We start from the raw sequence: 24,687 nt of genomic DNA, 5'->3' as shown, positions 1-24,687 counted from the left end.
TACTTTAACACAAAGAAAAAGTAGTGAGTACTCTCTCCCGTCGGAGATTTCTTCACTACTAATCTTAGTATGTTTTTTGATTGTTATTCATCAATATACTCCTCATAATCATCTGATAAACTTTTCAATTTTATATCATAAGAAATAATTTTATCTTCCCTTAACCACTCTAAAATCAATGATAGAGTTCTTTGTAATTGATTATCTTCTACAGAAAAACTCATACGTTTTTCAAACTTATCATATCGGACAGAAGTTTGATGTGAATAGTTGTCCAAAAGGCTTTCATCAGCTAGTAAAATAGATACTTGATGTAAAATATGCCGCTCTTTCTTAATATCTGATACATTCACATCTTTTTGAATCTTTCCTCTATCAATCATTAAATAACGATCAGAATATCTTTCTACCTCAAATAGATTGTGAGTTACAATAATAACTGTCGCTCCATTATTTGCTAGAATGCGTAGATATCTCCACATTAGTGTACGCCTAAATGGATCTACATCATTTGTTGGTTCATCTAACACTATAATAGAAGGAGTATCAACAACCGTCATAGCAAAGGATGTTAAACGTTGTAAACCACCTGATAATTTTTCACCTGTGGTAGATTGCCATTTTTCAATCGCAAGATAATCCATTAACTGTTTTGAACTTTTATTTAACTCTGATTTTTTCATTCCTTTCAAAAGACCGATACATTCAATTGCTTCTTTGATTGTCACTCCTTTAATTGGAACTTGAAACTGCGGCATAGAAGAAACTAATTCTCGTGCACGATTTGGATGATTTGTAATATCAACTCCGTGAATATAAACTGTACCACTGTCAGATGAGACTGTACCATTTAATTGATTTAAAAAGGTTGTCTTTCCTGCCCCATTATGTCCAACTAAAGAAACAATTTCTCCACTATAAAAAGTAACACTAACATCATCTGTAACAATTTTTGTACCATATGCCTTTTTTAAATTTTTAACAATAATAGTTTCTTTTTTCATATATACCTCATGACTTTTAGTAGGAAAAATATAATTATCATGTATATTACAATAGTAATAATTGTGCTAATTACCTGACATATTCTCCATAGAAATTTCTCACTATCACTCAATGAATTCCTCTCAATTTCATATTCTATTTTCAATAATGGATTATCTATTAACATAAATAATAATAAACGTCCATCGGTGGAGTTATATAGACGAAATTGCCACAAAATACGAAGAAGCATTATATAGATAAACAGAGTTAGAAGTGGGCTAGCTATTCTATCACTTGCTAAGAATAAAGAAGCTAAAATTATACTGTCAGTTATTACCCCACCAAGTATCGCTATAGCCCTAGAAAATAGAGGCCAAAACCATACATGAGTTAAATTAACTGTTGCGACTGATTTTTTTAGAGAAAATCTTAGTGACTTTGCAATTCCCTTAAAATTATTCGAAAAAAGAATATGCATAATTTCATGAAAAATAGTTGTTAAAATTGAAAATATTCTCCAAACATACCTCAGGTATGTACAAGCAGTTTAACATACCTGAGGTATGTGGTCAACCACTTTTCTATTTTTTTTATTTTTAAAATATTTCATTTATTACTCACTGGTACATAATACTTTAAAAAATGCTATAATATGAATGACTAATTGTTCTTCTAAGTAATTAAACTCAACTTTCTTCTTTCAATTATTTAGTAGAGTACATCATTTCAAGAAAGGTGTTGATTTTGTAAATAATGGAAAATACAAGAGAACTAATACTTGCTGTTGCGACTGAACAATTTTTAAAAAATGGATATGAAAAAACAAAATTATCTGATATTATCAATGGTCTTGATGGTTTAACAAAAGGTGCTATCTATCATTATTTTGATTCAAAAGAGGATATCTTTAATGAAGTCGCAAATAATATTGGTAAACAAAATAAATCAATATTTGATGCTATTAAGTATTCAAATGATATAAATGGATCTGAAAAAATTACAAAATTAGTCTCTCTAAGTATCAACAATGAAATAATGGAAACAATTACTTCAATTACACCTAAGTTAATTCATAGCCCTAAACTTCTGACTTCATTTCTTGAACAAATGCAAAAAGTAACTATTCCTGAATACTTCATTCCAATTATTAAAGAAGGTATCGAAGATGGCTCAATTATTGCAGATAATCCAAACGAGTTGGCAGAATTACTTGCTGTACTTTTAAATATATGGTTAAATCCTTTAATATTTAATACGTCTAAAGAAACACTCATTTCAAAAATTAATCTAATAAATATTTGTCTAAATAATTTCAATATCAAAATTTCTATATAAATAGAAAGAGCCTCAGATAATGTGGCTCTTTCTATTTTTTCTACAATATCAACCTGATATAAAATAATAGAAGATATAAGCATTCAATTTTAAAGGTAGTGTAAAAAACACCACCCTCAAAATGAACTGACCCCGAAGAATTAGACAATTAATTTACACAAAGGATTTAGTTCTGTATTGCACAGGACTAAGTCCTTTTCTACCATTTGTCAAGCATATCAAGTCATTTGATAAAAAATAGATTGAACTCCATAGTCAAACTAAGGAAATTGTCTTATTTTGAACTTAAGTTCAGTGTAAAAGTGTACGCAAAAACAACACCTTACCTAGTGATTTTATGATAAGGTGTTACAATCATATGGCATAAACAATTTTTAGTTTTACCTTAATAGAACGCTATGAGTTTCTTTGTTGCACTATATTTTACAATTTATCCTTTAGAAAAATAACTTACCTTTACCAACAGGAAGGTGAATTTTTCCAAATATTTTTGGAAAAAGAGGATGAAATCCTAGCTGTCTGCAAGACCACAATAATAATGACTCTGTCATTATGTATATTGTGTTTATAAGCAGCGTCAGACTCTGCTGACTGTCTCCATCGGCACCTAGATAATTCATTATAATCTGTTTTTTTATTTCAACTTATCAGACATAATTAATAAACGAAAGGAGAAAGTTATGAACAATGCATATACTATTTCAGCTCACTTTGGAAAAAAGATGAGTCGTGACCATAATATTCGTAATCGCAACATAACAAACTCGGAGGATCATATCGACCCAGATGGTTATTTTAAAATCATAGAGGATAGACCCATCAAACAAGCTTATTATAAAATTTTCGGACAGGCTGTGCTTGAATATAATTCGAAACAAACTCGGTCTGACAGACAAATTATAGACTATCATACGAAAGTACTTTCAGCTTATAAACGTGATCCCAATCGCAATCCTGCTACCAGCCAAGAAGCGATTTTTACAATAGGAAATGTTAACCATCATCCCACAATCACTAAATCAGAAAAAATTCTCACAGATTTTTTAAAACAATTCAAAAAAAATAATCCTAATGCCGTCGTGTTCGGTGCCTATTTCCATGCAGATGAACCTGGTTCTGCCCCTCACCTTCATGTTGATTTCATCTTAGTTAAACGACAAAATAAAAGAGGCTTAAGCATTCAAGTCAGCCAAGAAGGTGCTCTCAAAGAAATGGGCTACTACACAACAGGTTCTAAAAAAAATAAGGATTTAGTAACAGCACAGACGAGATGGCAAGCAGCTCAACGCGAACTACTTCGAACAACAGCTAGAAATCATGGATTACAAGTTCAAGAAAGTGGTAAATCTAAAACAATAGCTAACCATCTGGATACTGAGATTTACAAACGAACTACAAAACTTAAAAACTTAGATCAAAAAATTGAGGAGAAAAAGATGTGGGCTGAAAATGCTAAATCTGAAGCAGAGAAAAATAAAAAGGAGCTGTCAGAGATTTTGAGAACTAAACAAGAGTTAGACATTGAAATTCAGATGAAAAAAGCAAATCTTGAAGAGATTACTAAAATTAAAAAGAAAAATAAAGAATTAAGCGAGGAAAATACTTTTTTAAAGAAATCAATTAATATTCTGCAAGAGAGTATCGATCTAGCCGAAAGTTGCTTCAAAACATATTTACTAAAAAATAAAGAGAACCTATGGAATATATTTAAACAAAAACTGTCTGAAACATTTGGTTCTAAAAAATACGAACGTTATAATATTATTCGTCATGATACAGAATTAAATGAAAAACTTGCACAACACGAACGAGATTACTTAGAGGGAGAAAGACGTGATCCACCTCCTACTCAGCTATTTGGATATGATGCTAAAACTGATAATGAATCAGATTTTCATTGTGAAGAATTGACTATTGAAAATGAAAATTTATAAAAAGGTTAGTTCTCGTATTTTTTTCTACGACTAATATCAAACATAATATATTTAGAAAAATTGAAAATAAGGAGATAATAAATGATGAATCATGTCAATTCCCAAATAAAAAATAGGAGAAGAAATACAGTTATTGCAAGAGGAAAAATCATAAATATCGAACATAATGAGGATTGCTCTTACTTAAAATTATTTATTCGAAATGGCGCTGGACTAAGACATACTTACTTAACATTTAGATATGATCCAAAAATATTTTATATTAGTAAAAATCAATATGTGATAATTACAGCACATATTGAAAATAAACAAAATAGTTTTGGAGGTGTTGATCAATTTATCATAATTGATTCAATTTCTGAATCGCAAAGTGAACTATCTGAGCACTTTTTTGATAATCAAAAGAAATTAGGATTCTCACATCCCAAATCATACGCAAAATGTTATGTATACGGAAAAGTCATTCATAAATTCGAAAAAAATAATTCTAATTGGATTGAACTTATTGTTAAGGACAATTTTGACTTCACAGTCAAACTCCAATATAGTAAAAAAATGCGAGTATCAGATATAAATTATGATGTAGGAGACAATCTATTCATATATGCTTTAATTATTTCAAGCGAAAAGACAATAAATCAAAAAAAGCGTTCATATTTCAATCTCATAGTAGAGGATAAGATAAACAAAACCAGACTAAAATAGAAAAACAAAAAACTGCCAAAGAATTTTTGGCAGTTTTTTGGTAGGGAACCTATTAATTCAAACAGTTTCACATAATCGTTTATCGCAATAAAAAACCAGAGCTTATGCCCTGGTTCTATTTATTAAGCGACTTGAGTCGTTACCTTATTATTTAAGAGTAACTGAAGCTCCAGCTTCTTCAAGTTTAGCTTTAAGTTCTTCAGCTTCAGCTGCAGCAACACCTTCTTTAAGAACTGATGGTGCACCGTCAACGATAGCTTTAGCTTCTTTAAGACCTTCGCCTGTGATTTCACGAACAACTTTGATAACAGCAACTTTCTTGTCGCCTGCAGATGTCAATTCAACGTCGAATGAATCTTTAGCAGCACCAGCGTCAGCAGCACCAGCTGCAGCAGCAGCTACAGGAGCAGCAGCTGTTACACCAAATTCTTCTTCGATAGCTTTTACAAGGTCGTTCAATTCAAGGATTGAAGCTTCTTTAATTTCAGCAATAATGTTTTCAATGTTCAATGCCATTGTGATTTCCTCCAAATGTGTTTTTAAAATATAATGTTTTAAATGTAGCTTAGGCTACGAGTTGTGAAGATGGGCTTATGCAGCACCGTCTTCTTTGCTTTCTGCAACCGCTTTGACAGCGTATGCAACGTTGCGCACTGGCGCTTGAAGTACAGAAAGGAGCATAGAAAGCATACCTTCTTTGTTTGGAAGTGATGCAAGAGCGTTGATTTCTTCGACTGAAGTGAACGCACCGTCAACAACACCACCTTTGATTTCAAGAGCTTCTGCGTCTTTAGCAAATTCGCTAATAACTTTTGCTGGTGCGATAACATCTTCGTTTGAGAATGCTACTGCAGATGGTCCAACGAAAAGTTCTTTAAGGTCTTCAAGACCTGCTTCTTCAGCTGCACGAGTCAAGATTGAGTTTTTGATAACTTTAAATTCAACGCCTGATTCACGAAGATTACGACGAAGAACTGTATCTTGGTCAACTGTAAGTCCACGAGAGTCAACAACAACGATAGATGATGCTGCTTTCATTTTCTCAGCGACGATGGCAACTTGTTCAGCTTTTTTAGCAATAATAGCTTCACTCATTAGTAGTTTTACCTCCGTTTTTATTTTTGGGCTAGGTACAAAAAAATCGCACCTAAACCTAGACACGAAAGTACAATACGTTACAAAATAATAGTTACGTTTTGTGCCTCGGTTGGATGTTTATGAGTTTAACTCCCCAACTGTCTTAGGTCAGTTTTTTCAAACCTTATATATAATATCATGACCTAAATCAGACGTCAAGAAAAAAATGTCATTTTTTTATATTTTATGTTTATAGAACATAAAACCTCTTAAAATCCGAAGATTCCAAGAGGTTATTTTTAATCATATCTAAGCGCTTCGATAGGATCGAGCTTTGAAGCTTTATTGGCTGGGAGAAGCCCAAAAATAATCCCCACAGCTGCTGAAAAGGCAATGCTTCCTATAGCCACACCGATAGAGACCCTTGCTTTCAGATCCATAGCACTTCCAATTGGTCCAACGACTAGGGCTGCAAAACCAAGTCCAATCAGACCTCCTAAGATTGTCAAGACCATGGACTCAATCAAAAACTGGGTCAGAATCTTACGACGGGTAGCTCCAAGCGCCTTGCGCAGACCAATCTCTCTAGTCCGCTCAGTTACCGAAACCAACATGATATTCATAACGCCTATGCCACCGACTAAGAGTGAAATGCCAGCAATTGCTCCGACAACGGTAGTAATGGTTCCAAAAATTGTGTTCACCTGATTTAAGGTCGCACTCATATCCGCCGCCTTGTACTGCCCATTGTCATCCTGAGATAACTGCGTCAATTGCTTGGCAGCCTCCTTGGCAATGGCACTACTATTTTGCACATCGGTCACATGGAAAAAAATTTGGCCAATAGCATCAGTGTTATTTTCAGCCGCTAACTGGGTATTGGCCACAAGAGCTGTTCCAATTTCACCATAGGCACCGATTGCAGTGTCTTTATTTTTGTAGACACCAACCACTCGATAATCATTATTTCCTATAGTAATGACTTGGTTAAGGGCATCGTCAGTCGTTTCAAAGAGTTTTTTAGCTACCAGCTGATCGATGACAACAACGCGTGAAAAGGTTTTGTAGTCATTGTCTTGCAGAGATCGTCCTGTCAACATTTCTAACTTTTTAGCTTTAAAGTAGCCCTGACTGGCACCTGTGATATTAACATTCTTAACAGTCTTTTTTTGGAGGGAGATCGAGGAAGTTAGGCTGTTGGTCACAAAATAGCTATCCACACCTGGCGTCTGTCTCACCACCTGCTCCAACCAAACTTCTTTGACTGGTTTGGTTGGCTTTGCCAAATCAGCATAGGCAGGGTCTAGTTCCTCCCCTTTAGCCTCATAGTAGACTTGGACAGTATCCTTATCACCTGTCACGCTATCAGTTACACTCTGACGCATTCCGTTTCCTAGCCCCATGATGAGCACGACAGCAGCAACACCAATGATAATACCCAACATGGTCAAAAAGGACCTCATCTTGTGTGACCGAATAGAACTAAGAGCAAATTTCCAATTTTCCATACTTACCTCCTAGTCAATTCGAACGCTATCCGTCGTGTCCTGGGTAATTTCCCCATCACGGATGACAATCTTACGTCGGGCATAGTCTGCAATCTCTGGCTCGTGGGTAACCATGATAATGGTTTTCCCCTCACAATTTAGCTGGGTTAAAAGCTCCATAATCTGCATTCCCGTCTTGGTATCTAGGGCACCCGTTGGTTCATCTGCTAAAATGATTGCTGGATTATTAGACAAGGCACGCGCAATTGCCACCCTCTGCTTCTGTCCACCCGATAGCTCTGATGGTAGGTGATGGCTACGGTCAGACAAACCGACTTTTTCCAAGAATTGTTGCGCTTTTTGCTTACGTTCACTCGGAGATTTTCCAGCATAAATTAAGGGAAGCTCCACATTCTTTTGGGCGCTTAACTTTGGTAGGAGAAAAAACTGTTGAAAGATAAAGCCAATCTGATTGTTTCGCACCTTAGCCAAGCGGTTTTCCGAGAGTTCAGCCACATCCTCATCCTCGAGTTGATAGGAACCAGATGTCGGTCGATCAAGGAGTCCAATAATATTCATAAGCGTTGACTTTCCTGAACCAGAAGGGCCCATGATAGCCACAAAGTCCCCTTCCTCAACTGATAAGTCAATGCCTTTAAGGACTTGCAGAGTTTCAGGTCCATTTTTGAAGGACTTGGTAATGTCTTTTAAAACCATAAGCGCTGGCTTAGTCACTAGACCTCACCTCTTCTCCACTGGTGTCTTTAGACTTTTTACCCTTAGCATCTGTCACGTCCTTTAGAGTCTCACCATCCTTAAAGGATTTATCGGCCTTAGTGATAACCTTTTGGCCTTCTTTAAGCCCTGATGCAATCTCTTGTTGCTTAGCATCAGCATTGCCAAGCTTGACTTTGACTTGCTTAATCTTCTGACTGTCTTCATCGTAAACCCAGACATAGTTGTCAGAACCTTTCTTAGTCACGGCAGTTACAGGAACCAATAAAGCATCTTCGTCCTTAGTAACCTCAAGAGACACATTGAAGCCTTGTTTGAGCTTACCGATAGGACTGGTCAATTGAACCTTGTATTCATATTGAGAACCCGTCTGACCTGAATTTCCCGAAGCATTAGCTGACTGGCTGGCATTTTGCTTCGGATAATTGGAGATATAATTGACTTTACCTGTCCAGGTTTGGTCTGGGTATACTTTTGACGTAATCTTGACCTTTTGCCCCACTGAAATATTTGGCATATCATACTCGGTTAAGGTTCCCTGAATTTCGAATTGACCTTCACTAGTCACGTGAACAAGGGTCTGGCTCTCTTTTGAAGCAGGGTCCACAGAGTCCGCCACTTCTACGACTGTTCCATTCACATCGGAAACAATGACCGTTTGATTAAGTACATCCTGAGCCTTTTCGAGCTCTGAGGCTGCATTAGCAACGGCATCATTATAATCTTGCAAGGTTTGGTAATTACTGGCTTCGGTTTGCTGACGCTGTTGAGCTGTCACTGCAGTTGTCGAACCATCTTCGTCTGTATCCTCGCTAGTTTGCGCTGAAGCTGCAGGAGCTGTTCCATACTGTTGGAAATAATTACGATCACGAACAGCCTTGTTATAGGCACGACTTGCAATATCGTAGGCTGCTTGGGCAGATGTGCTATCATATTGAACCAACTGCTGACCAGCACTCACTTCTTCACCTGCTGAAACAGTTACAGTGGCGTTACGACCGATAGTATTGTCAAAATAAACGTACTGCTCCGACTGAGCCTTGACCATACCCGTTAGGAGGGTCGAGGAGGCCAGCTGTCCCTTGATGACCTTACTTGCTGTAGGACCTTCAGCAGCCTTGTTCCCTTGGCCACCTCCTCCAAACAGGTTAAAAATCAGAACCAATAGGACAAGAATCCCTATGCCTCCAATGATCCAAACTCTTTTCTTATTTTTAAATAGCTTTGGACTGATTCTCTTTCGCATACGTCTCTCTTTCTAATTGTATTGTATAGATGTAACAATTGTAATATTTTTAAGATTCCCTGTCAATGAGTTCCAGTACACCATAGTGTAGCTTTTGATTGGGACGAACCTGACGTTCAAACCCAAGTTCTTCAAAAACGGTATCACGAAAATGCGCCTTGATGATAATCTTTTCCCTTGCAACACGCTTAGCCTCATTTAGCCATTCTTCTGTCAGACGACTGCCATTGGCCAGAGGCTTGATAGCATGCAGATTTTCTGATTCCTTGATGGTCTCTGAAAACATAGGATCGGCATAAATGATATCAAAAGAATTGTCAGCTTGAGACTGCAAAAAGGACAAGCTATCGCTCTTAATAGCCTTAATAGAACGCATGGCCTTTTCAAGCTGCTGATTATCCGTCTGATAAGAGGCAAGACCACGAGAAACCACCTGAAAAATCACGTCCTGACTCTCAAGGGCTGTGACCTTATTTCCCGCTGCTGCCATCACTAGACTATCTGAAGCCAGACCCATAGTGGTGTCGAGAATGGTCTTGGGAGACTTGCCTAAAAGACTGACTAGAGCGTCATGGGGGGCCTTAATCCTGAGAGCAGCCGTATCTGGATGAAAGGTCAGCTCACTGGCATCTACATTGATAAAAGATAGTCTGTCTTTATATAGAAGATAGAAAGGTCCAAACCGCTCCAAACATTTCGCCAAAGATAACTTGCACCGAGGCTGGTAGTCAGCTCCGAGGTCGAGAGCTAAGGCTTGCGAGCGAGCAATCAATTCCTCATTTTCACGTAAAGATGTCGTAATAATCATGTTTCTAGTATAGCAGAATTTAAGTAGCCTAAACCATGGTCTTAGCTTTCATTTTTAACTTTCTAGCTTACATTTGTGTAAGAAAAAAGCCCCAGCAAAGCTGAGACTCATTACAGCAATCAACTAGGTTTAAATATGACACGAAAGATAAAACTCTGTAGGGAATATGAAAGAGTTTTTGCAAACCTCATCAGCTTAGACCGAGACTTTTGGCAGTGATGAAAACGACTGAAGCGATTAGTCTCAGGCGTTCGGAAGTTTTGAGGCGTTCGGCTCAAAACTTAGTCATGGAACTTCAAAGAAGGTCGCTGACGTCCGCCATCACCCAAGGAAAGTCTCAAAAGAAAGTTTTGTCTTCACTAAAAAAGCCCCAGCAAGGCTGAGACTTTCTTTCAACATTAGATAGCTTCTGTTGTAAAGCTACGGCTTTCAAGTACACGCACCATGGCATCTGCTGTATCAAGCGCTGTGAAGAGTGGGATACCTGCTTCAATAGCTGAGCTACGGATAGCTGCACCATCTTCGTCATAAGTACGTTTGTTACCAACAGTATTGACAATAGCTTGCGCCTTACCTGAACGAACGAGGGCTGGGATGTCGTTGTCATCATTTTCACCCAACTTGTGCACAAGTGTTGCCTGAACACCGTGTTCATTCAAGAATTTAGCTGTGCCTGCAGTAGCATAGATACCGTAACCGATAGCATCGAAACGACGGGCCAAACCAAGGGCTTCTTCTTTGGTATCGTCATGAATCGTGAAGATGACGTTACCAAAGGTTGGCAAGTGAAGGTAAGAAGCTTCAAAGGCTTTGTAGAGGGCCTTCTCAAGCGTTGCATCTGTACCCATAACTTCACCAGTTGATTTCATTTCAGGTCCAAGGAGGCTATCTACCTTAGCCAATTTTGTGAATGAGAAGACTGGTGCCTTGACATGCACGTGTTTGCTTTCAGGATAAAGGCCATCTTTGTAACCTTGCTCTGCCAAAGATTTACCAAGAATCAAGTTTGTAGCCACCTGAGCCATTGGAATATCAGTCACCTTAGACAAGAATGGCACGGTACGGCTGGCACGTGGATTAACCTCAATCACATAAACCGTTTCACCCTTGATAACGAACTGAATATTCATCATACCAATACAGTTAAGACCGATAGCCAAACGTTTAGTGTAATCAGCGATAGTTTCTTGGATTTTCTTAGAAAGGGTTTGTGGTGGGTAAACCGCCATTGAGTCCCCTGAGTGAACTCCTGCACGTTCGATGTGTTCCATGATACCAGGAATCAAGACATCCTTACCATCAGAAATGGCATCTACTTCACACTCACGTCCAATGATATAACTATCTACAAGGACTGGGTGGTCAGGACTCGCCTTAACGGCTGTACGCATGTAAGAGCGAAGGTCGTCTTCATTTTCCACGATTTCCATGGCACGTCCACCCAAAACGTATGACGGACGAACAAGGACTGGAAAGCCAATCTTACGAGCTGCTTCAACCGCTTCTTCTTCATTTGTCGCTGTTTGACCTGGTGGTTGTGGGATGTTGAGGTCAATAAGAGCTTGTTCAAAGAGGTCACGGTCTTCGGCACGGTCCAAATCAGCAACCTGAGTACCCAAGATTTTCACACCTGCTTTAGACAATGGCTCAGCCAAGTTGATAGCTGTTTGACCACCAAACTGAACCACGACACCCTTAGGTTGTTCCAATTCGATGACGTTCATCACGTCTTCAAAGGTCAATGGCTCAAAGTACAATTTATCTGAAACTGAGAAGTCTGTTGAAACTGTTTCAGGGTTAGAGTTCATAATGATAGCTTCGTAACCTGCAGCTTGGATAGCTTTAACAGAGTGAACTGTCGCATAGTCAAACTCGACCCCTTGTCCGATACGGATTGGACCTGAACCAAGAACGATAACAGATTCTTTATCAGACTTGATAGATTCATTTTCCCACTCGTAAGTTGAGTAGAAATATGGTGTTGAAGATTCAAACTCGGCTGCACAAGTATCAACCATCTTGTAAACAGGAACGATATGATTTTCCAAACGAGTGGCACGGACTTGGTCAGCTGTTTGGTTCCAAAGTTCCGCAATCTTACGGTCAGAGAAACCATTGCGTTTGGCTTCTTTCAAAACAGCAATGTCGCCTACGTGAGTAGCCAATTCTTGTTCCAATTCGAAGATATGGAGCAATTTGTCAAGGAAGAAAATATCAATCTTAGTCAACTCTGACAATTCTTCAATAGTATAACCACGACGGATAGCTTCAGAAAGGTAGAAGAGACGGTCGTCTTGCGCTTTAACAACCTTTTCCACCAAGGCATCATCGCTTACTTCGGCAAGCTCAGGCATTTCATTGTGGTGAACACCGATTTCAAGCGAACGACAAGCTTTAAGAAGAGACTCTTCAATGTTACGACCAATGGCCATAACTTCACCAGTCGCTTTCATCTGAGTACCAAGACGACGTTCCCCATGTTCAAACTTATCAAATGGGAAACGTGGGATTTTGGCAACCACGTAGTCAAGGGCTGGTTCAAACATTGAGTAGGTTGTACCAGTGACTGGGTTAATCATCTCATCAAGTGTCAAACCAACAGCGATTTTAGCCGCCAATTTAGCGATTGGGTAACCCGTTGCTTTTGAAGCAAGGGCTGATGAACGTGATACACGTGGGTTTACTTCGATAACATAGTACTTGAAGCTATTAGGATCAAGCGCCAACTGCACGTTACAGCCACCCTCAATCTTAAGGGCACGGATAATCTTCAAGCTGGCATCACGAAGCATTTGGTTTTCAATATCTGACAAGGTTTGAGTTGGGGCAAATACGATAGAGTCCCCTGTATGGATACCAACTGGGTCGAAGTTTTCCATGTTACAAACCACAAGAGCGTTGTCAGCAGCATCACGCATTACTTCGTATTCGATTTCTTTGAAACCAGCGATAGAACGTTCAATCAAACATTGGGTTACTGGTGACAACTTCAAACCATTTTCAGCGATTTCACGAAGTTCTTCTTCATTGGCACACATACCACCACCGGTACCACCAAGGGTAAAGGCAGGACGGACAATAACTGGATAACCAATTTTTGAAGCAAAAGCAACTGCTTCTTCCACCGTATTGACGATTTCAGATTCAGGAATTGGCTGATGCAAATCTTCCATCAATTGCTTAAAGAGATCACGGTCTTCGGCTTGGTCAATGGCAGACAATTTTGTCCCCAATAATTCAACGCCAAGCTCATCAAGAATACCAGCTTTAGACAATTCCATGGCCATATTCAAACCAGTTTGTCCACCAAGTGTTGGCAAGAGAGCATCAGGACGTTCCTTACGAAGAATACGTGTCACAAACTCAAGTGTGATAGGTTCAATGTAAACCTTGTCTGCGATTTCTTTATCAGTCATGATAGTCGCAGGGTTAGAGTTGACAAGAACAACACTGTAGCCTTCCTCTTTCAAGGCCAAGCAGGCTTGCGTACCAGCATAGTCGAACTCAGCAGCCTGACCAATGATGATAGGACCAGACCCGATAACCATAATTTTTTTAATATCAGAACGTTTAGGCATAATTTATGATACAAAGCCCGTTAAGGACCCAGTGAAAATAGGAAACGTGACGACGACGCCTAAGCGTCTAGTCACCGTTTATCTTTTTCACACCGTCCTTAGGGCGTGTTCACTTTCGTGAACCTGTATCTTCTCCTTTCTATTTGACAACTCTCTGGTTGTCATTAAATAAGGTAGTAGACTGGGGCAAACAAGCGTCACACCCCATTATAGTCACTAGACAGTTGCAATTAACGACGTGCTTTTTCAGCTTGGAAAGCATCAATCAATTCCAAGAACTCATCAAAGAGATAGCTAGCATCGTGTGGACCAGGTGCTGCATCTGGGTGGAATTGCACTGAAAAGGCAGGGAAGTCACGGTGACGAACACCTTCAACTGACTTATCGTTAATCTCTTCGTGTGTTACCATGAGGCAATCTGGAAGTGTATCACGGTCAATAGCATAACCATGGTTTTGGCTGGTAAAATCAACACGACCAGTCGCAATTTCACGAACCGCATGGTTAAAGCCACGGTGACCAAACTTCATCTTGTAAGCCTTGGCACCATTCGCCAAACTAAACAACTGATGACCCATACAAATCCCGAAAATTGGAATTTTACCTTGGATGCCACGAATCATATCAAGTGCATATGGCACATCTTCAGGGTTACCAGGACCATTTGACAACATCACACCATCTGGATTAAGATGGAGAATTTCTTCAGCCGTAATATTGTGAGGGACAACCGTCACATTACAGTCACGTTTTGAAAATTCACGCAAGATAGAGTGTTTAAGTCCAAAGTCAACCAAAACAATGTTTTTACCAACACCAGGTGCAGGGTAAGCTGTTTTAGTAGAGACCTGTTCAATATTATTTGTAGGCAAAACAGTGGCACGTAATTGATCTTGCAAGTGCTCAATACTGTCACCAGGATCAGCCATAGTTGCCTTCATGGTACCGTGTTGACGGATAATCTTAGTCAAGGCACGTGTATCAATACCAGAAATACCAGGGATGTTTTTAGCTTTCAAAAACTCATCCAAAGTCATTTGGTTACGCCAGTTGCTGGCACGACGGCTAGCCTCTGATACCACCACACCCTTAGTTGTAGGTGTGATTGATTCATAGTCATCACGGTTAACCCCATAATTACCAACAAGTGGATAGGTAAAGGTCAAGATTTGACCATTGTAAGACTGGTCAGTGATAGATTCTTGATAACCTGTCATACCAGTATTAAAGACGATTTCACCCGTCACATCCACATCAGCACCGAAGGCCTGACCTTCAAAAATTGTGCCGTCTTCCAAAATAAGTAAACGTTTTGCCATTATAGTAAATTGTTCCTTTCACTAAGATACAAAGGGCGTTAAAAATCTGAATGAAAACTAGTAAATCCGATGCAGAAACTCAAGCTTCTAGAAAGATTTAGCTATTTTTCGAAGATTTAGCCCGTGTTCATTTTCGTCTGATTCTCTCTGGAATCTGTTAACGTTGTTTACGCTTTGCCATTTAAAATAGCTTCAATAATTGCCATACGGACAAAGACCCCATTTTGCATCTGAGCAACGATACGAGCCTTAGGCGCTTCCACCAAGCTATCAGCAATCTCCACATCACGATTAACCGGAGCAGGGTGCATGATGATAGCATGGTCTGCTAACTTGGCATAACGTTCTTCAGTCAAACCATAGAGAGCATGGTATTCTTCTTTTGAAAATCCTTTGTCATCCCCGTGACGCTCGTGCTGAACACGAAGCAACATGAGCACATCCAAGTCCTCAATCACATCGTCAATGGCAACATGCTGACCATAGACATCAAATTCATTAGAGTACCAAACTTCAGGCCCAGCAAAATACAGCTGAGCACCCAAACGCTTGAGAATCTGCATATTTGACTTAGCCACACGAGAATAAGTGATATCACCGGCAATACAAACCTTAAGATTTTCAAAAGTTCCAAACTCTTCGTAAATAGTCATCAAATCAAGCAAACACTGACTTGGGTGTTGCCCAGAACCATCACCCCCATTAACAATAGAGGTCTGAATGGTTCTACTATCAATCAACTGCTTATAGTAATCAACTTCCGAGTGACGAACCACACAGATGTCCACACCCAAAGCAGACATGGTCAAAATCGTATCATATAGGGTTTCACCCTTATTCACTGAGCTTGTTCCAGCATCGAACTCAATCACATCCAAACCAAGTTTCTTCTCAGCCACTTCGAAGGACTTGTGTGTTCGTGTTGAATTTTCAAAAAAGAGATTGGCAGCGAAATACTGTCGATCCAGCTGGAAATCAGCTCTGCCATTTTTAAAATCTCCACCTCGACGAATCAGGCCCAAGACCTCTTCATTCGTGAGGGTTTCCATGGTCACCAAATGCTTGAGTGACACTTTTCCATCTGCAATCGCCATAGTTTTTCCTTTTAAAATGATTAACTAATCCTTGCTACCTTTATTAGGGTCTGGCAAGATTTGGTAAAGCAAGATACCAAGAATAGTCGAGCTTGCCACACCAGTAATTTGAAGACCACCAAGGTCAATCATCAAACCACCAATACCTGACACCAAGATAACACTAGCAATCAAGAGATTCTTTTTATTATCAAAATCAATCTTATGTTCAACTAAAATTTTCATACCGCTAGCAGCGATAACCCCAAAGAGGGCAATGGAAATCCCACCCAAAACAGCCGTTGGGATAGAACTCAAGAGAGCAGATACCTTACCGATAAAGCTCATCAAAACCGCAATCACTGCTGCGCCTGCAATAACGTAAACTGAGTAGACCTTACTGAGGGCCATAACCCCAATATTTTCACCATAAGAAGTTACCGGAGGAGCTCCAAAGAAACCAGCAATGATTTGTGCCAAACCATCTCCAGACAAGGTATGGTCAAGACCTGGATCTTTGAAGTAATCACGACCAGTCAAACTGTTTAGAACCATGACATGGCCAAAATGTTCCGTCATTGTCACAAAGGCAATCGGAGCCATAGTTAAAATCGCACTTGGATAAAACTTGAAGTCGTAATTCACAAACGGAATATCAAAGCTTGGAACTTGGAACCAATGAGCAGCCGCAACTTTTGAAAATTGAACAAACTCATGTCCCGTTAACCAACCAAAAACCACTGAGAAAATATAACCAACTATCAAGCCCAACAAAATTGGAATAACACCAACAATTTTCTTGCCATACATGTTAAAGAGGATAACCGCAAAGAGAGTCACCATAGAAATTACAAGGCTGAAGACACTATAGGTGTCATTAACCATTGTCGCATCCTTAACAGCATTAGCCGCAAGACTTAAACCGATAACAATGATAATAGGACCGACCACGATTGGCGGAAGGACCTTATCAATCCAGTTATTTCCTGCGTACTTAACAATCAAGGCAACAATCAAGTAGACCAAACCACCAGCCATGGCACCTTGAGCCACCGCCGCAATACCATCAGACTTCATAAGCATCTGCATAGCAGCAATGTAGGCAAAACTAGACCCCATATAAGCTGGAATCTTATACTTAGTCACCGTCAAGTGAGCCAAAGTTCCCAAACCAGATGAGAAAAGAGCAATGGCAGGATCAATCCCAACCAAAATCGGCACAAGCACCGTCGCACCAAACATGGCAAACAAGTGCTGGAATGACAAACCAACCAACAAACCAGGTTTCGGCATATCATTCACATCATATTTTACGTTATTCACGATATCAAAGGACTCCTTAAAACAAGATACAAAGCCCGTCTAAAGCCTAAAGCAAAAATAGGAAATACGATGACGGAGCGCCAGCTCCTAAGAGTATTTATCTTTTTTGCACAAGGCTTAGGGCGTGTTCAATTTACAAGATACAAAGGGACGTTTTGGCGTAGCCAAACATTTCTGTAGAAAAATAGGAAGTCGACAAGGCACTCCAAAGAGTGCTAGGAGACTTATCTTTTTTCCTAAGAAATGAGTCCCGTGTTCAATTAACAAGATACAAAGGGCGTATAAAGAGCAAAGTAAAATTAGGAAATCTGACGCCGAAGCTTTAGCTTCTAGGAAGATTTATCTATTTTACACAGCTCTTAGCCCGTGTTCAATTTACAAGATACAAAGGGACGTTTTAGCGTAGCTAAACATTTCTGTAGAAAAATAGGAAGTCGACAAGGCACTCCAAAGAGTGCTAGGAGACTTATCTTTTTTCCTAAGAAATGAGTCCTGTGTTCATTTAACAAGATACAAAGCCCGTCTAAAGCCTAAAGCAAAAATAGGAAATACGATGACGGAGCGCCAGCTCCTAAGAGTATTTATCTTTTTTGCACAAGGCTTAGGGCATGTTCATTTAACAAGATACAAGGGCGTTTCACCCTAACTGTCAGCCAACTCAGCTTGGGTCAATAATGTTGACGCTATCTTTACCATCAACTTCAGAAACCAAAACTTCAATCTGTTCTGACTCACTTGTTGGGATATTCTTACCAACATAATCTGCACGGATTGGCAATTCACGGTGACCACGGTCAACCAAGACAGCCAAACCGACACGCGCCGGACGTCCATGACTAACGATATTATCAATCGCAGCACGAATCGTACGACCTGTGTAGAGCACGTCATCTACAAGGATAACATCCGTACCATCAATTTCGATAGGAATAAGGGATGTGTCCTGTTCAGATTTAACATCATCACGGTAAGCCTTAGTATCAAGCTCAATCAATGGCACATCAAGGTTTTCCAACTGTTTCAAGCGCTCTTGAATACGCTGAGCAATATAAACACCACGTGTCTTAATACCAGCCAAGACAATCTTGTCGAGATTCTTGTTTCGCTCAATAATCTCATAAGTGATACGTGTAATGGCACGCTTCATGGTTACGTCATCGACGATTTCTTTTTTCTTCATAAAAGAACCTTTCTAAATACAAAAAAATCCCCTTGAAACAAGGAGATACACAAAAATATGGCACAGTTTACCTGTACACTTCTTATGGCTCCTTGCCTGCCTCTCTGGACAGTGATTAAAGGACTTATTCAATTAGGTAAATTATAGCAAAATTTAGACCCTTTTACAAGGAAAAAACGGATAGCCTCTCCCAAGAAAGACCATCCGTTTGATGATTAGTTACCTTTTCTCAACTTCTCCAAAGTTTCCTTGAAAATAGCAGGTTCTTCTGCTGTAAATTCGACCAATTCTCCAGTCGTAGGATGCGTGAAACCAAGGGTCTTGGCATGTAGAAATTGTCCGTGACCCTTGAGGGTCTTACGAGGCCCATATAGAGGATCTCCCGCCACTGGATGACCAATATAAGCCATGTGCACACGGATTTGATGGGTACGACCTGTTTCTAGCTGCAGCTCCACCAAAGTATAATTGCCAAAGCGTTCCAAAACAGTAAAGCGAGTTACCGCAGGCTTCCCTTTGGCCGTTACCGCTTGCTTCTTGCGGTCCTTGTCTGAACGCCCAATCGGAGCTTCAATCACGCCTCGGTCGTTAGGCAGATTGCCATGCACGATAGCCACATACTTGCGCAGAGACTTCTTGTCCTTAAGCTCAGCCGCCAAAGCATTGTGGGCCTTATCATTCTTAGCAACCATGAGAAGACCAGACGTGTCCTTGTCGATACGGTGGACAATCCCCGGACGCACCACACCGTTGATAGACGATAGGTCCTTGACATGATACATGAGGGCATTGACCAAGGTCCCAGACGTGTGACCAGCTGATGGATGGACCACCATGCCTTGAGGTTTGTTGACGACTGCCACATCCGCATCTTCGTAGATAATATCCAAAGGAATATCTTCAGCCTTGTACTCCAAGACCTCTTCTTCTGGCAATTCATAGGTGATGACGTCACCCTCTTTAACTGCATACTTGGCCTTTGCCGACTTACCATTAACCAAGACCGTTCCAGCCTTGATGGCTTCATTGGCCTGACTGCGTGACAATTCTGTCAAATCTGCCAAGGCCTTATCCAGACGATTACCCGCCTCTTTTATGATGACTTCCATTTTCCTCTTTCCATAAGATTAAAATCAAGAGCAGCACGCCCACCGTTAGATAGGAGTCTGCCATGTTAAATATTGCAAAATCAATAAAATCAAGCTGAACCATATCAACCACATACCCTAGATGCACACGGTCGATAAAGTTTCCAATACCACCTGAGATAATCAAAACCAAAGATAGAACCAACCAGATACTCTTCTGGTAATTCTTAACCAGATAAACCAGAGCCGCACCAATCACCAGAACCGTCAAAATCACAAAGAAAAATTTCTGATCCTGTAAAATCGAAAAGGCAGCACCACGGTTTTGTAGATAGGTCAAACTGAAAAGTCCCGGTATAGCCTTGATGACTTGGTTTAGGGCAATATTTGCCACAACCCAATGCTTGACCCACTGATCCAAACCAATCAGGGCCAGAATAGCCAAAGGAATCACAACCTTACGCATATGTCCTCCTATGGTTTATAAGTGTCAAAGTAGTCAAACATAACATTGACAAACTTAAGGGCACAAGACGACAAGCTAATGCCCTTACGACGGACATACACCATCTTGTTGTCCAAATTGTCCTCTAGTGGAATCACAGTAATACCGTTCACACTTTGCGCATCTAGGAAACCAGACCCCGTCGCATAAGCATCCGTACGCTCCAAGATACCGTTCAAGGTCGCACGGTCCGTCACGTTAAACATAAGAGACGAATCTGACGTATCCACAAAGTTCTCAGAATAGTAAAGGTACTCGTCCTTCTCCTGAGTGAAACGCACTGTAGGCAAGGCCGCCAAGTCCTCCATGACCAGACTGTCTTTTTTAGCCAGAGGATGCCCCTTACGGAGATAAATGTGCGTCTTAAACGGAATCAAATCAATAGACTCAAGCCCAAGCTTGTCCATATTTTGCTGGATTCCCTTGCTATTTTGACGATTCAAATAGATAATCCCAATCTCACTGTGTCCCTTGGCTACCTCATCCAAAATCTGAATGGTCGTAGACTCAAAGATACGGAAATCCTTGTAATCAGGATAACGTTCTGAAAAAGTCGTAATCAAAGGTGGCAAAAAGTCATAGTGCTGGCTGGCAATTGAAAACTGGTTGCCCTTCTCAGAAGCATTGAGATAGCGATTTTCAAAACTATCAAAACTGCGCACCACCTCAAGCGCACGCTCGTAAAAAGTCATGCCCTGACTGGTCAAGACAGCCCCCGTCGTTGTACGGGTGAAAATTTGAAAATTCAGCTCTTGCTCCAAATCCTTAATCGCCACCGAAAGGCTAGGCTGACTCACAAAGAGCTTGCTGGCAGCCTCACGGAAGGTACCGCTGTTGGCAATAGCTACCACATAACGTAGTTGTTGTATGTTCATGTGTGACACTTCTTTCTTGAAAAATCAATCATTTCTATTATACCAAATTTTATCTTCTTTTGTTGAGACTAAAAAAGCCCAGGCGACCCCGAGCTTGAGTGACTAAGAAAGTAGCCTTATTCATCTGATTTATCTGTTAAGAAGTACTCGTTTTCACGTTTATCATAGTCAAACGTTAAGTGAACCGTCTTAAGTTTACCACTGTCTGGACTATAATCGTAGAAGCTAAGCGATACTTTTTGTGTGAGGTCTCCCTCATCAGTCTGAGTCAGCTCATGCGTACTAAAGCTGGCCTCAGAGTGGTTTGAGACAACATCTGAAAGACGTGTTCCCTTAAGCAAATCTGCTTGAGTACCCACCGTTAGCTTATCATAATCCTCTTTTGTCCAGTTGCTTTGATAGTCACTAACTTCCTTAACCTTATCATAGCCAAAGTCTGCAGAAGCATGCTCTAGAATGTAAGTACCATCTTTAGACTTAAAGGTCAAACGGACAAAGTTATCACTACCCCTTCCCTCTTTTGCATAAGTAAGGTCTAACGTCTGTGTCTCACCATCATTGCCCCACTCGGCATCCGTAGCCTTACCGTGAGCATCTAGGGCCTCATCTAAAGTCAAAGAGTCAACCTTCAACTCCTTAAACTGGTCCTCTGTCCAGTCAAATTTATAATCTTTATCAATGTATTCATTTGCTCTGTAACGACTATCAGCCTCAAACTGATCGGCATGTTTAATGATATACTTGACCACTTGATAGCCTGTTCCACTAAGTGACGTCGTAAAGAAGATGATGGACATAACCAAAGCGATGATAGATAAGGCCTTGCGTGTTGACTTCACACTCAGCGCCATAGTCACAATCGCCAAAATGATAAGGAAAAAAGCAAAGAAGGTAAAGATGAAACCGATTGGAAGTGTCCAAGCCAAAACGGCAAATATAAGCCCCAAGACTAGGATAATAATCGGAAGAACGATGTTGACAAAAGTATTATTTTTGACTTCTTTAGATTTGTAATAAGGGTTTTCCAAAGGCATCTGACTTGCCTTTGGAGCCTCTTTTTCTTGCTCTTTCTCCAGATTCAACTCAGGCATTTGCTTAGGAGCTTCCTCCTCTAATGCCACTTGAGCCTCGTCTAGTTGCTTATCTGCTACTGAGTCAGCTGTCACTTCTTCAGTAGTTTCAGAGCTATCCACCTGCTGATCCTCAACTTGCTCAGACACTTGGGCAACTTCCTCCTCAGTAGCGATGACAAAATCCTCTTTCTTAGCCTCCATAAACTCCTCAGGATTTGGTTTACGACCATTGACGTCCTCAAAGTGACGCACCCATTCTTCTCTAGTTGCCATAGCTGACTCCTTTATCTCTTTTTCTTTATTTTATCATACTTTAATCTGGTCTTATGAAAATAAGGTCGGATATAAGAGAGAATTTTTTGAGACTGCCTGATGTGCTTAAGTGACAAGCCATCTCATGAAAATGGATGGAAGAAGAAAAGAAACTACCCCAAAAAGTTAGATTTTTTCTGTCACACTTTTGGGGGCAATTCAGATATTAGTATGACTAGTTTTTTATACTTGTATAGTTAAGTATCTAATCCTTCTTGATTTCCAAACTAAGCTTATAAAAACTATAAAGGCTATAAGATATTGCAATAATTCCCAAGAAACCAAAGTATACATCATCCTTTAAACTCTTCATATAAATGCCAATTATTACAAAGAGAAAGGTATTAATCAAAATGACTAATCTTTTATTTTCCATCTTGCCTATTTTAACTACCAATAGTCTAATAATAAGTATCGATGGAGAGAATAAAACGGCAATTATTGTAAGTAAAATATTTTTTCTGCTAATTAAATTAGCTTTAATGCCTTTTTGAGATTCTTTTTCAATATTCATCTCTTTAAATAATAAATCCAGTGAAACATTATCAGGTTCACTTTTTCCTAATTCCCATTTAGAAATGGTCTGACGAGTAACAAATACTTTATCTGCAAGTTCTTGCTGAGTCATACCTGTTTTAGTTCTATATTCTTTGATCAACGTGGCAATGTCCATTTTAATACCCCTGTCTTATTTTTATTCTTTTATAAAAGGTTCTGCTAGCAAAATTACTATTAATATTATATAGAGAGGATGTTTATTAATAAAGTAAACAGCAACGAGTAATAGAAATAATAAAATTTTCGTAACTAACGGATATTTGTTTGATAAACTGACCGATAAATTAACTAAAGGTTTCAGTATCAGCCCCGTTAATCCAAAAATAAGCACCCATATAAAATTAGCTTTGTTTTTCTTAATAAATTGTAACATTAAGAATACCTCCTCAAATTTGTTACTTTAAATTTATCAAGACCCATGACTAAAAGCACGCAACGAATAGTAAAATATGCGCAACGTCCTTAGAAACTAGGATACAACGCTCCAAGTCATTACGTAACGGGGAGAATATTACCTCTAAAAAGTACGAAATGATAGTACATTAAAATCTACTTCTTATTATAAATTCACCAATATTTATTTCTTGATTGTCCACTATTCGATCTTGCCCACCAATGTAGTTATTAATAAGATATGCTCATACATCTTGACCTTATCTAGATGATCCACATCTTTGAATCCTCCTAATGCTAACAAGGGTACAAATCCAAAACACTGGTCATAATCTAACAAACCATATTTTTCAATCGCTTCATGGTAAAGCGGTAGGTCAAAATGTTTTGTAATATGATTACTATCTATAAATTTCAAAAAATGAGTAAATTTTTTTATCATGATATTAAAACTGCCATTTTTGTATTTAATAATTCCCACATATTTCTTTTCTTCCCAAGTTATGATGTCGCCAAAAGCGGTCACGAAAATTGGAATGGAAATATAGCCCCTGAAATACGAATCTCTCACTAATTCACTATAGTCATCTGGATTTATGACTTTTAGGTAGCCATTCAAAAAGGTACCCAAACCTTGGTTTTCCCAAATATCAATTAATTCTACAGGGACTTCACTTTTATATTTTCCAATTACCTCTTTGGGTATATCTGCTACTTTCACAAAATCTTTAATCATTTTTTCTCATTTCCAATCTAATTTCTTAATCGTATAGTCAAGAAAGTATTCTTCCAAAGGCATCCCTTTCACCCTCACATTATACCATCTCCAGACCATAAGAAAACCACCTCGAAGGTGGTTAAGTCAATGTTACTGTTCTTTCTGAACTAGCAAATCATAAGGAAAGAAATCCAAATCTTTTGAAACGTTGGTCATAGATGCCACGAATCTTGCAAAGTGCAGCTGTGTCAAAGCTCCAGTAACCGTAGTAAGCGTCCTCTGTCCTATGTGTGCCGTACCAAGATGCCTCAGAATGATTATACGATTTCCATTAAAAAATCACCATCAAATTTTATTACTTTGTAAACCTTAATCCAA

At 39.4% G+C, this 24,687-nt stretch carries 22 protein-coding genes, 1 pseudogene and 1 other annotated feature; of the genes and pseudogenes, 3 read left to right on the top strand and 20 right to left on the bottom strand.

All coding sequences use genetic code 11. The features are described 5' to 3' along the window. Window positions 1-83: 83 nt before the first annotated feature. On the bottom strand, window positions 84-1,004 hold the full coding sequence (locus QRD39_RS05610) for an ABC transporter ATP-binding protein (protein ID WP_285955937.1): 921 nt from the start codon (window positions 1,002-1,004) through the stop codon (window positions 84-86). A 736-nt stretch (window positions 1,005-1,740) separates the two neighbouring features. On the opposite strand from QRD39_RS05610, the gene QRD39_RS05605 reads away from it, so the two are divergent. The 3 genes from QRD39_RS05605 to QRD39_RS05595 all read left to right on the top strand — a co-directional run bounded on the left by QRD39_RS05605 (window position 1,741) and on the right by QRD39_RS05595 (window position 4,961). Further along, entirely contained in the window at window positions 1,741-2,322 is a 582-nt protein-coding gene (locus QRD39_RS05605) for a TetR/AcrR family transcriptional regulator (protein WP_155211941.1), read from the top strand. 680 nt (window positions 2,323-3,002) lie between these two features. Continuing rightward, window positions 3,003-4,256 (top strand): hypothetical protein, encoded by a 1,254-nt coding sequence (locus QRD39_RS05600; RefSeq protein WP_285955936.1) that lies wholly within the window; start codon window positions 3,003-3,005, stop codon window positions 4,254-4,256. Between the two features lie 81 nt (window positions 4,257-4,337). Continuing rightward, window positions 4,338-4,961 carry a hypothetical protein gene (locus QRD39_RS05595; RefSeq protein WP_285955935.1) on the top strand — a complete coding sequence of 208 codons (624 nt, stop codon included), beginning with the start codon at window positions 4,338-4,340 and terminating at the stop codon, window positions 4,959-4,961. Between the two features lie 147 nt (window positions 4,962-5,108). Here QRD39_RS05595 and rplL read toward each other — a convergent pair whose 3' ends face one another. From rplL to QRD39_RS05500, 19 genes and pseudogenes are all read right to left on the bottom strand, one after another. Continuing rightward, entirely contained in the window at window positions 5,109-5,477 is a 369-nt protein-coding gene (gene rplL, locus QRD39_RS05590) for a 50S ribosomal protein L7/L12 (RefSeq protein ID WP_037613517.1), read from the bottom strand. A 75-nt stretch (window positions 5,478-5,552) separates the two neighbouring features. Further along, on the bottom strand, window positions 5,553-6,056 hold the full coding sequence (gene rplJ, locus QRD39_RS05585) for a 50S ribosomal protein L10 (RefSeq protein WP_021152203.1): 504 nt from the start codon (window positions 6,054-6,056) through the stop codon (window positions 5,553-5,555). Between the two features lie 31 nt (window positions 6,057-6,087). Continuing rightward, window positions 6,088-6,224, bottom strand: a sequence feature (ribosomal protein L10 leader region). Between the two features lie 113 nt (window positions 6,225-6,337). Continuing rightward, window positions 6,338-7,546: an ABC transporter permease gene (locus tag QRD39_RS05580; RefSeq protein ID WP_285955934.1), complete on the bottom strand. Its 1,209-nt coding sequence runs from the start codon at window positions 7,544-7,546 to the stop codon at window positions 6,338-6,340. A 9-nt stretch (window positions 7,547-7,555) separates the two neighbouring features. Further along, the gene (locus QRD39_RS05575; protein ID WP_412424497.1) at window positions 7,556-8,242 is read right to left on the bottom strand and encodes an ABC transporter ATP-binding protein; all 687 of its coding nucleotides are present in this window, start codon (window positions 8,240-8,242) and stop codon (window positions 7,556-7,558) included. A gap of 10 nt (window positions 8,243-8,252) precedes the next feature. Further along, window positions 8,253-9,506: an efflux RND transporter periplasmic adaptor subunit gene (locus tag QRD39_RS05570; RefSeq protein WP_285955932.1), complete on the bottom strand. Its 1,254-nt coding sequence runs from the start codon at window positions 9,504-9,506 to the stop codon at window positions 8,253-8,255. A 49-nt stretch (window positions 9,507-9,555) separates the two neighbouring features. Then, window positions 9,556-10,314, bottom strand: coding sequence for a class I SAM-dependent methyltransferase (locus tag QRD39_RS05565; RefSeq protein ID WP_285955931.1), 759 nt, complete (start codon window positions 10,312-10,314; stop codon window positions 9,556-9,558). Window positions 10,315-10,712: 398 nt separating this feature from the next. Beyond that, on the bottom strand, window positions 10,713-13,892 hold the full coding sequence (gene carB / locus QRD39_RS05560) for a carbamoyl-phosphate synthase large subunit (protein WP_285955930.1): 3,180 nt from the start codon (window positions 13,890-13,892) through the stop codon (window positions 10,713-10,715). A 230-nt stretch (window positions 13,893-14,122) separates the two neighbouring features. Then, window positions 14,123-15,211 carry a carbamoyl phosphate synthase small subunit gene (locus tag QRD39_RS05555; protein WP_002889463.1) on the bottom strand — a complete coding sequence of 363 codons (1,089 nt, stop codon included), beginning with the start codon at window positions 15,209-15,211 and terminating at the stop codon, window positions 14,123-14,125. Between the two features lie 167 nt (window positions 15,212-15,378). After that, entirely contained in the window at window positions 15,379-16,305 is a 927-nt protein-coding gene (locus QRD39_RS05550; protein WP_008534002.1) for an aspartate carbamoyltransferase catalytic subunit, read from the bottom strand. 24 nt (window positions 16,306-16,329) lie between these two features. Next, on the bottom strand, window positions 16,330-17,607 hold the full coding sequence (locus tag QRD39_RS05545) for a solute carrier family 23 protein (protein WP_002889465.1): 1,278 nt from the start codon (window positions 17,605-17,607) through the stop codon (window positions 16,330-16,332). Window positions 17,608-18,265: 658 nt separating this feature from the next. Then, on the bottom strand, window positions 18,266-18,787 hold the full coding sequence (gene pyrR, locus QRD39_RS05540) for a bifunctional pyr operon transcriptional regulator/uracil phosphoribosyltransferase PyrR (RefSeq protein WP_008533999.1): 522 nt from the start codon (window positions 18,785-18,787) through the stop codon (window positions 18,266-18,268). A gap of 215 nt (window positions 18,788-19,002) precedes the next feature. Next, entirely contained in the window at window positions 19,003-19,896 is an 894-nt protein-coding gene (locus tag QRD39_RS05535) for an RluA family pseudouridine synthase (protein WP_008533998.1), read from the bottom strand. Then, window positions 19,868-20,341, bottom strand: a complete 474-nt coding sequence (lspA, locus tag QRD39_RS05530) for a signal peptidase II (protein WP_285955929.1) — start codon at window positions 20,339-20,341, stop codon at window positions 19,868-19,870. Before lspA ends, QRD39_RS05535 begins: the two co-directional genes overlap by 29 nt. Before the next feature lie 8 nt (window positions 20,342-20,349). Beyond that, the gene (locus QRD39_RS05525) at window positions 20,350-21,255 is read right to left on the bottom strand and encodes a LysR family transcriptional regulator (protein ID WP_285955928.1); all 906 of its coding nucleotides are present in this window, start codon (window positions 21,253-21,255) and stop codon (window positions 20,350-20,352) included. 116 nt (window positions 21,256-21,371) lie between these two features. Further along, on the bottom strand, window positions 21,372-22,601 hold the full coding sequence (locus tag QRD39_RS05520) for an MFS transporter (RefSeq protein ID WP_285955927.1): 1,230 nt from the start codon (window positions 22,599-22,601) through the stop codon (window positions 21,372-21,374). Window positions 22,602-22,845: 244 nt separating this feature from the next. Next, on the bottom strand, window positions 22,846-23,313 hold the full coding sequence (locus tag QRD39_RS05515) for a helix-turn-helix transcriptional regulator (RefSeq protein ID WP_164376068.1): 468 nt from the start codon (window positions 23,311-23,313) through the stop codon (window positions 22,846-22,848). 21 nt (window positions 23,314-23,334) lie between these two features. Beyond that, complete coding sequence (locus QRD39_RS05510; RefSeq protein WP_164376066.1) at window positions 23,335-23,571, bottom strand: hypothetical protein; 237 nt, start codon at window positions 23,569-23,571, stop codon at window positions 23,335-23,337. Window positions 23,572-23,793: 222 nt separating this feature from the next. Beyond that, window positions 23,794-24,327 (bottom strand): T6SS immunity protein Tdi1 domain-containing protein, encoded by a 534-nt coding sequence (locus tag QRD39_RS05505; RefSeq protein WP_285955926.1) that lies wholly within the window; start codon window positions 24,325-24,327, stop codon window positions 23,794-23,796. Window positions 24,328-24,459: 132 nt separating this feature from the next. Then, window positions 24,460-24,631, bottom strand: a pseudogene (locus QRD39_RS05500) (PoNe immunity protein domain-containing protein); the annotation flags it as partial. Between the last annotated feature and the right edge of the window lie 56 nt (window positions 24,632-24,687).

The sequence above is a fragment of the Streptococcus raffinosi genome (assembly GCF_030284685.1).
In the GTDB taxonomy this organism is placed as follows: Bacteria; Bacillota; Bacilli; order Lactobacillales; family Streptococcaceae; genus Streptococcus; species Streptococcus raffinosi.
This window is presented reverse-complemented; position numbering and strand designations above follow the sequence as displayed.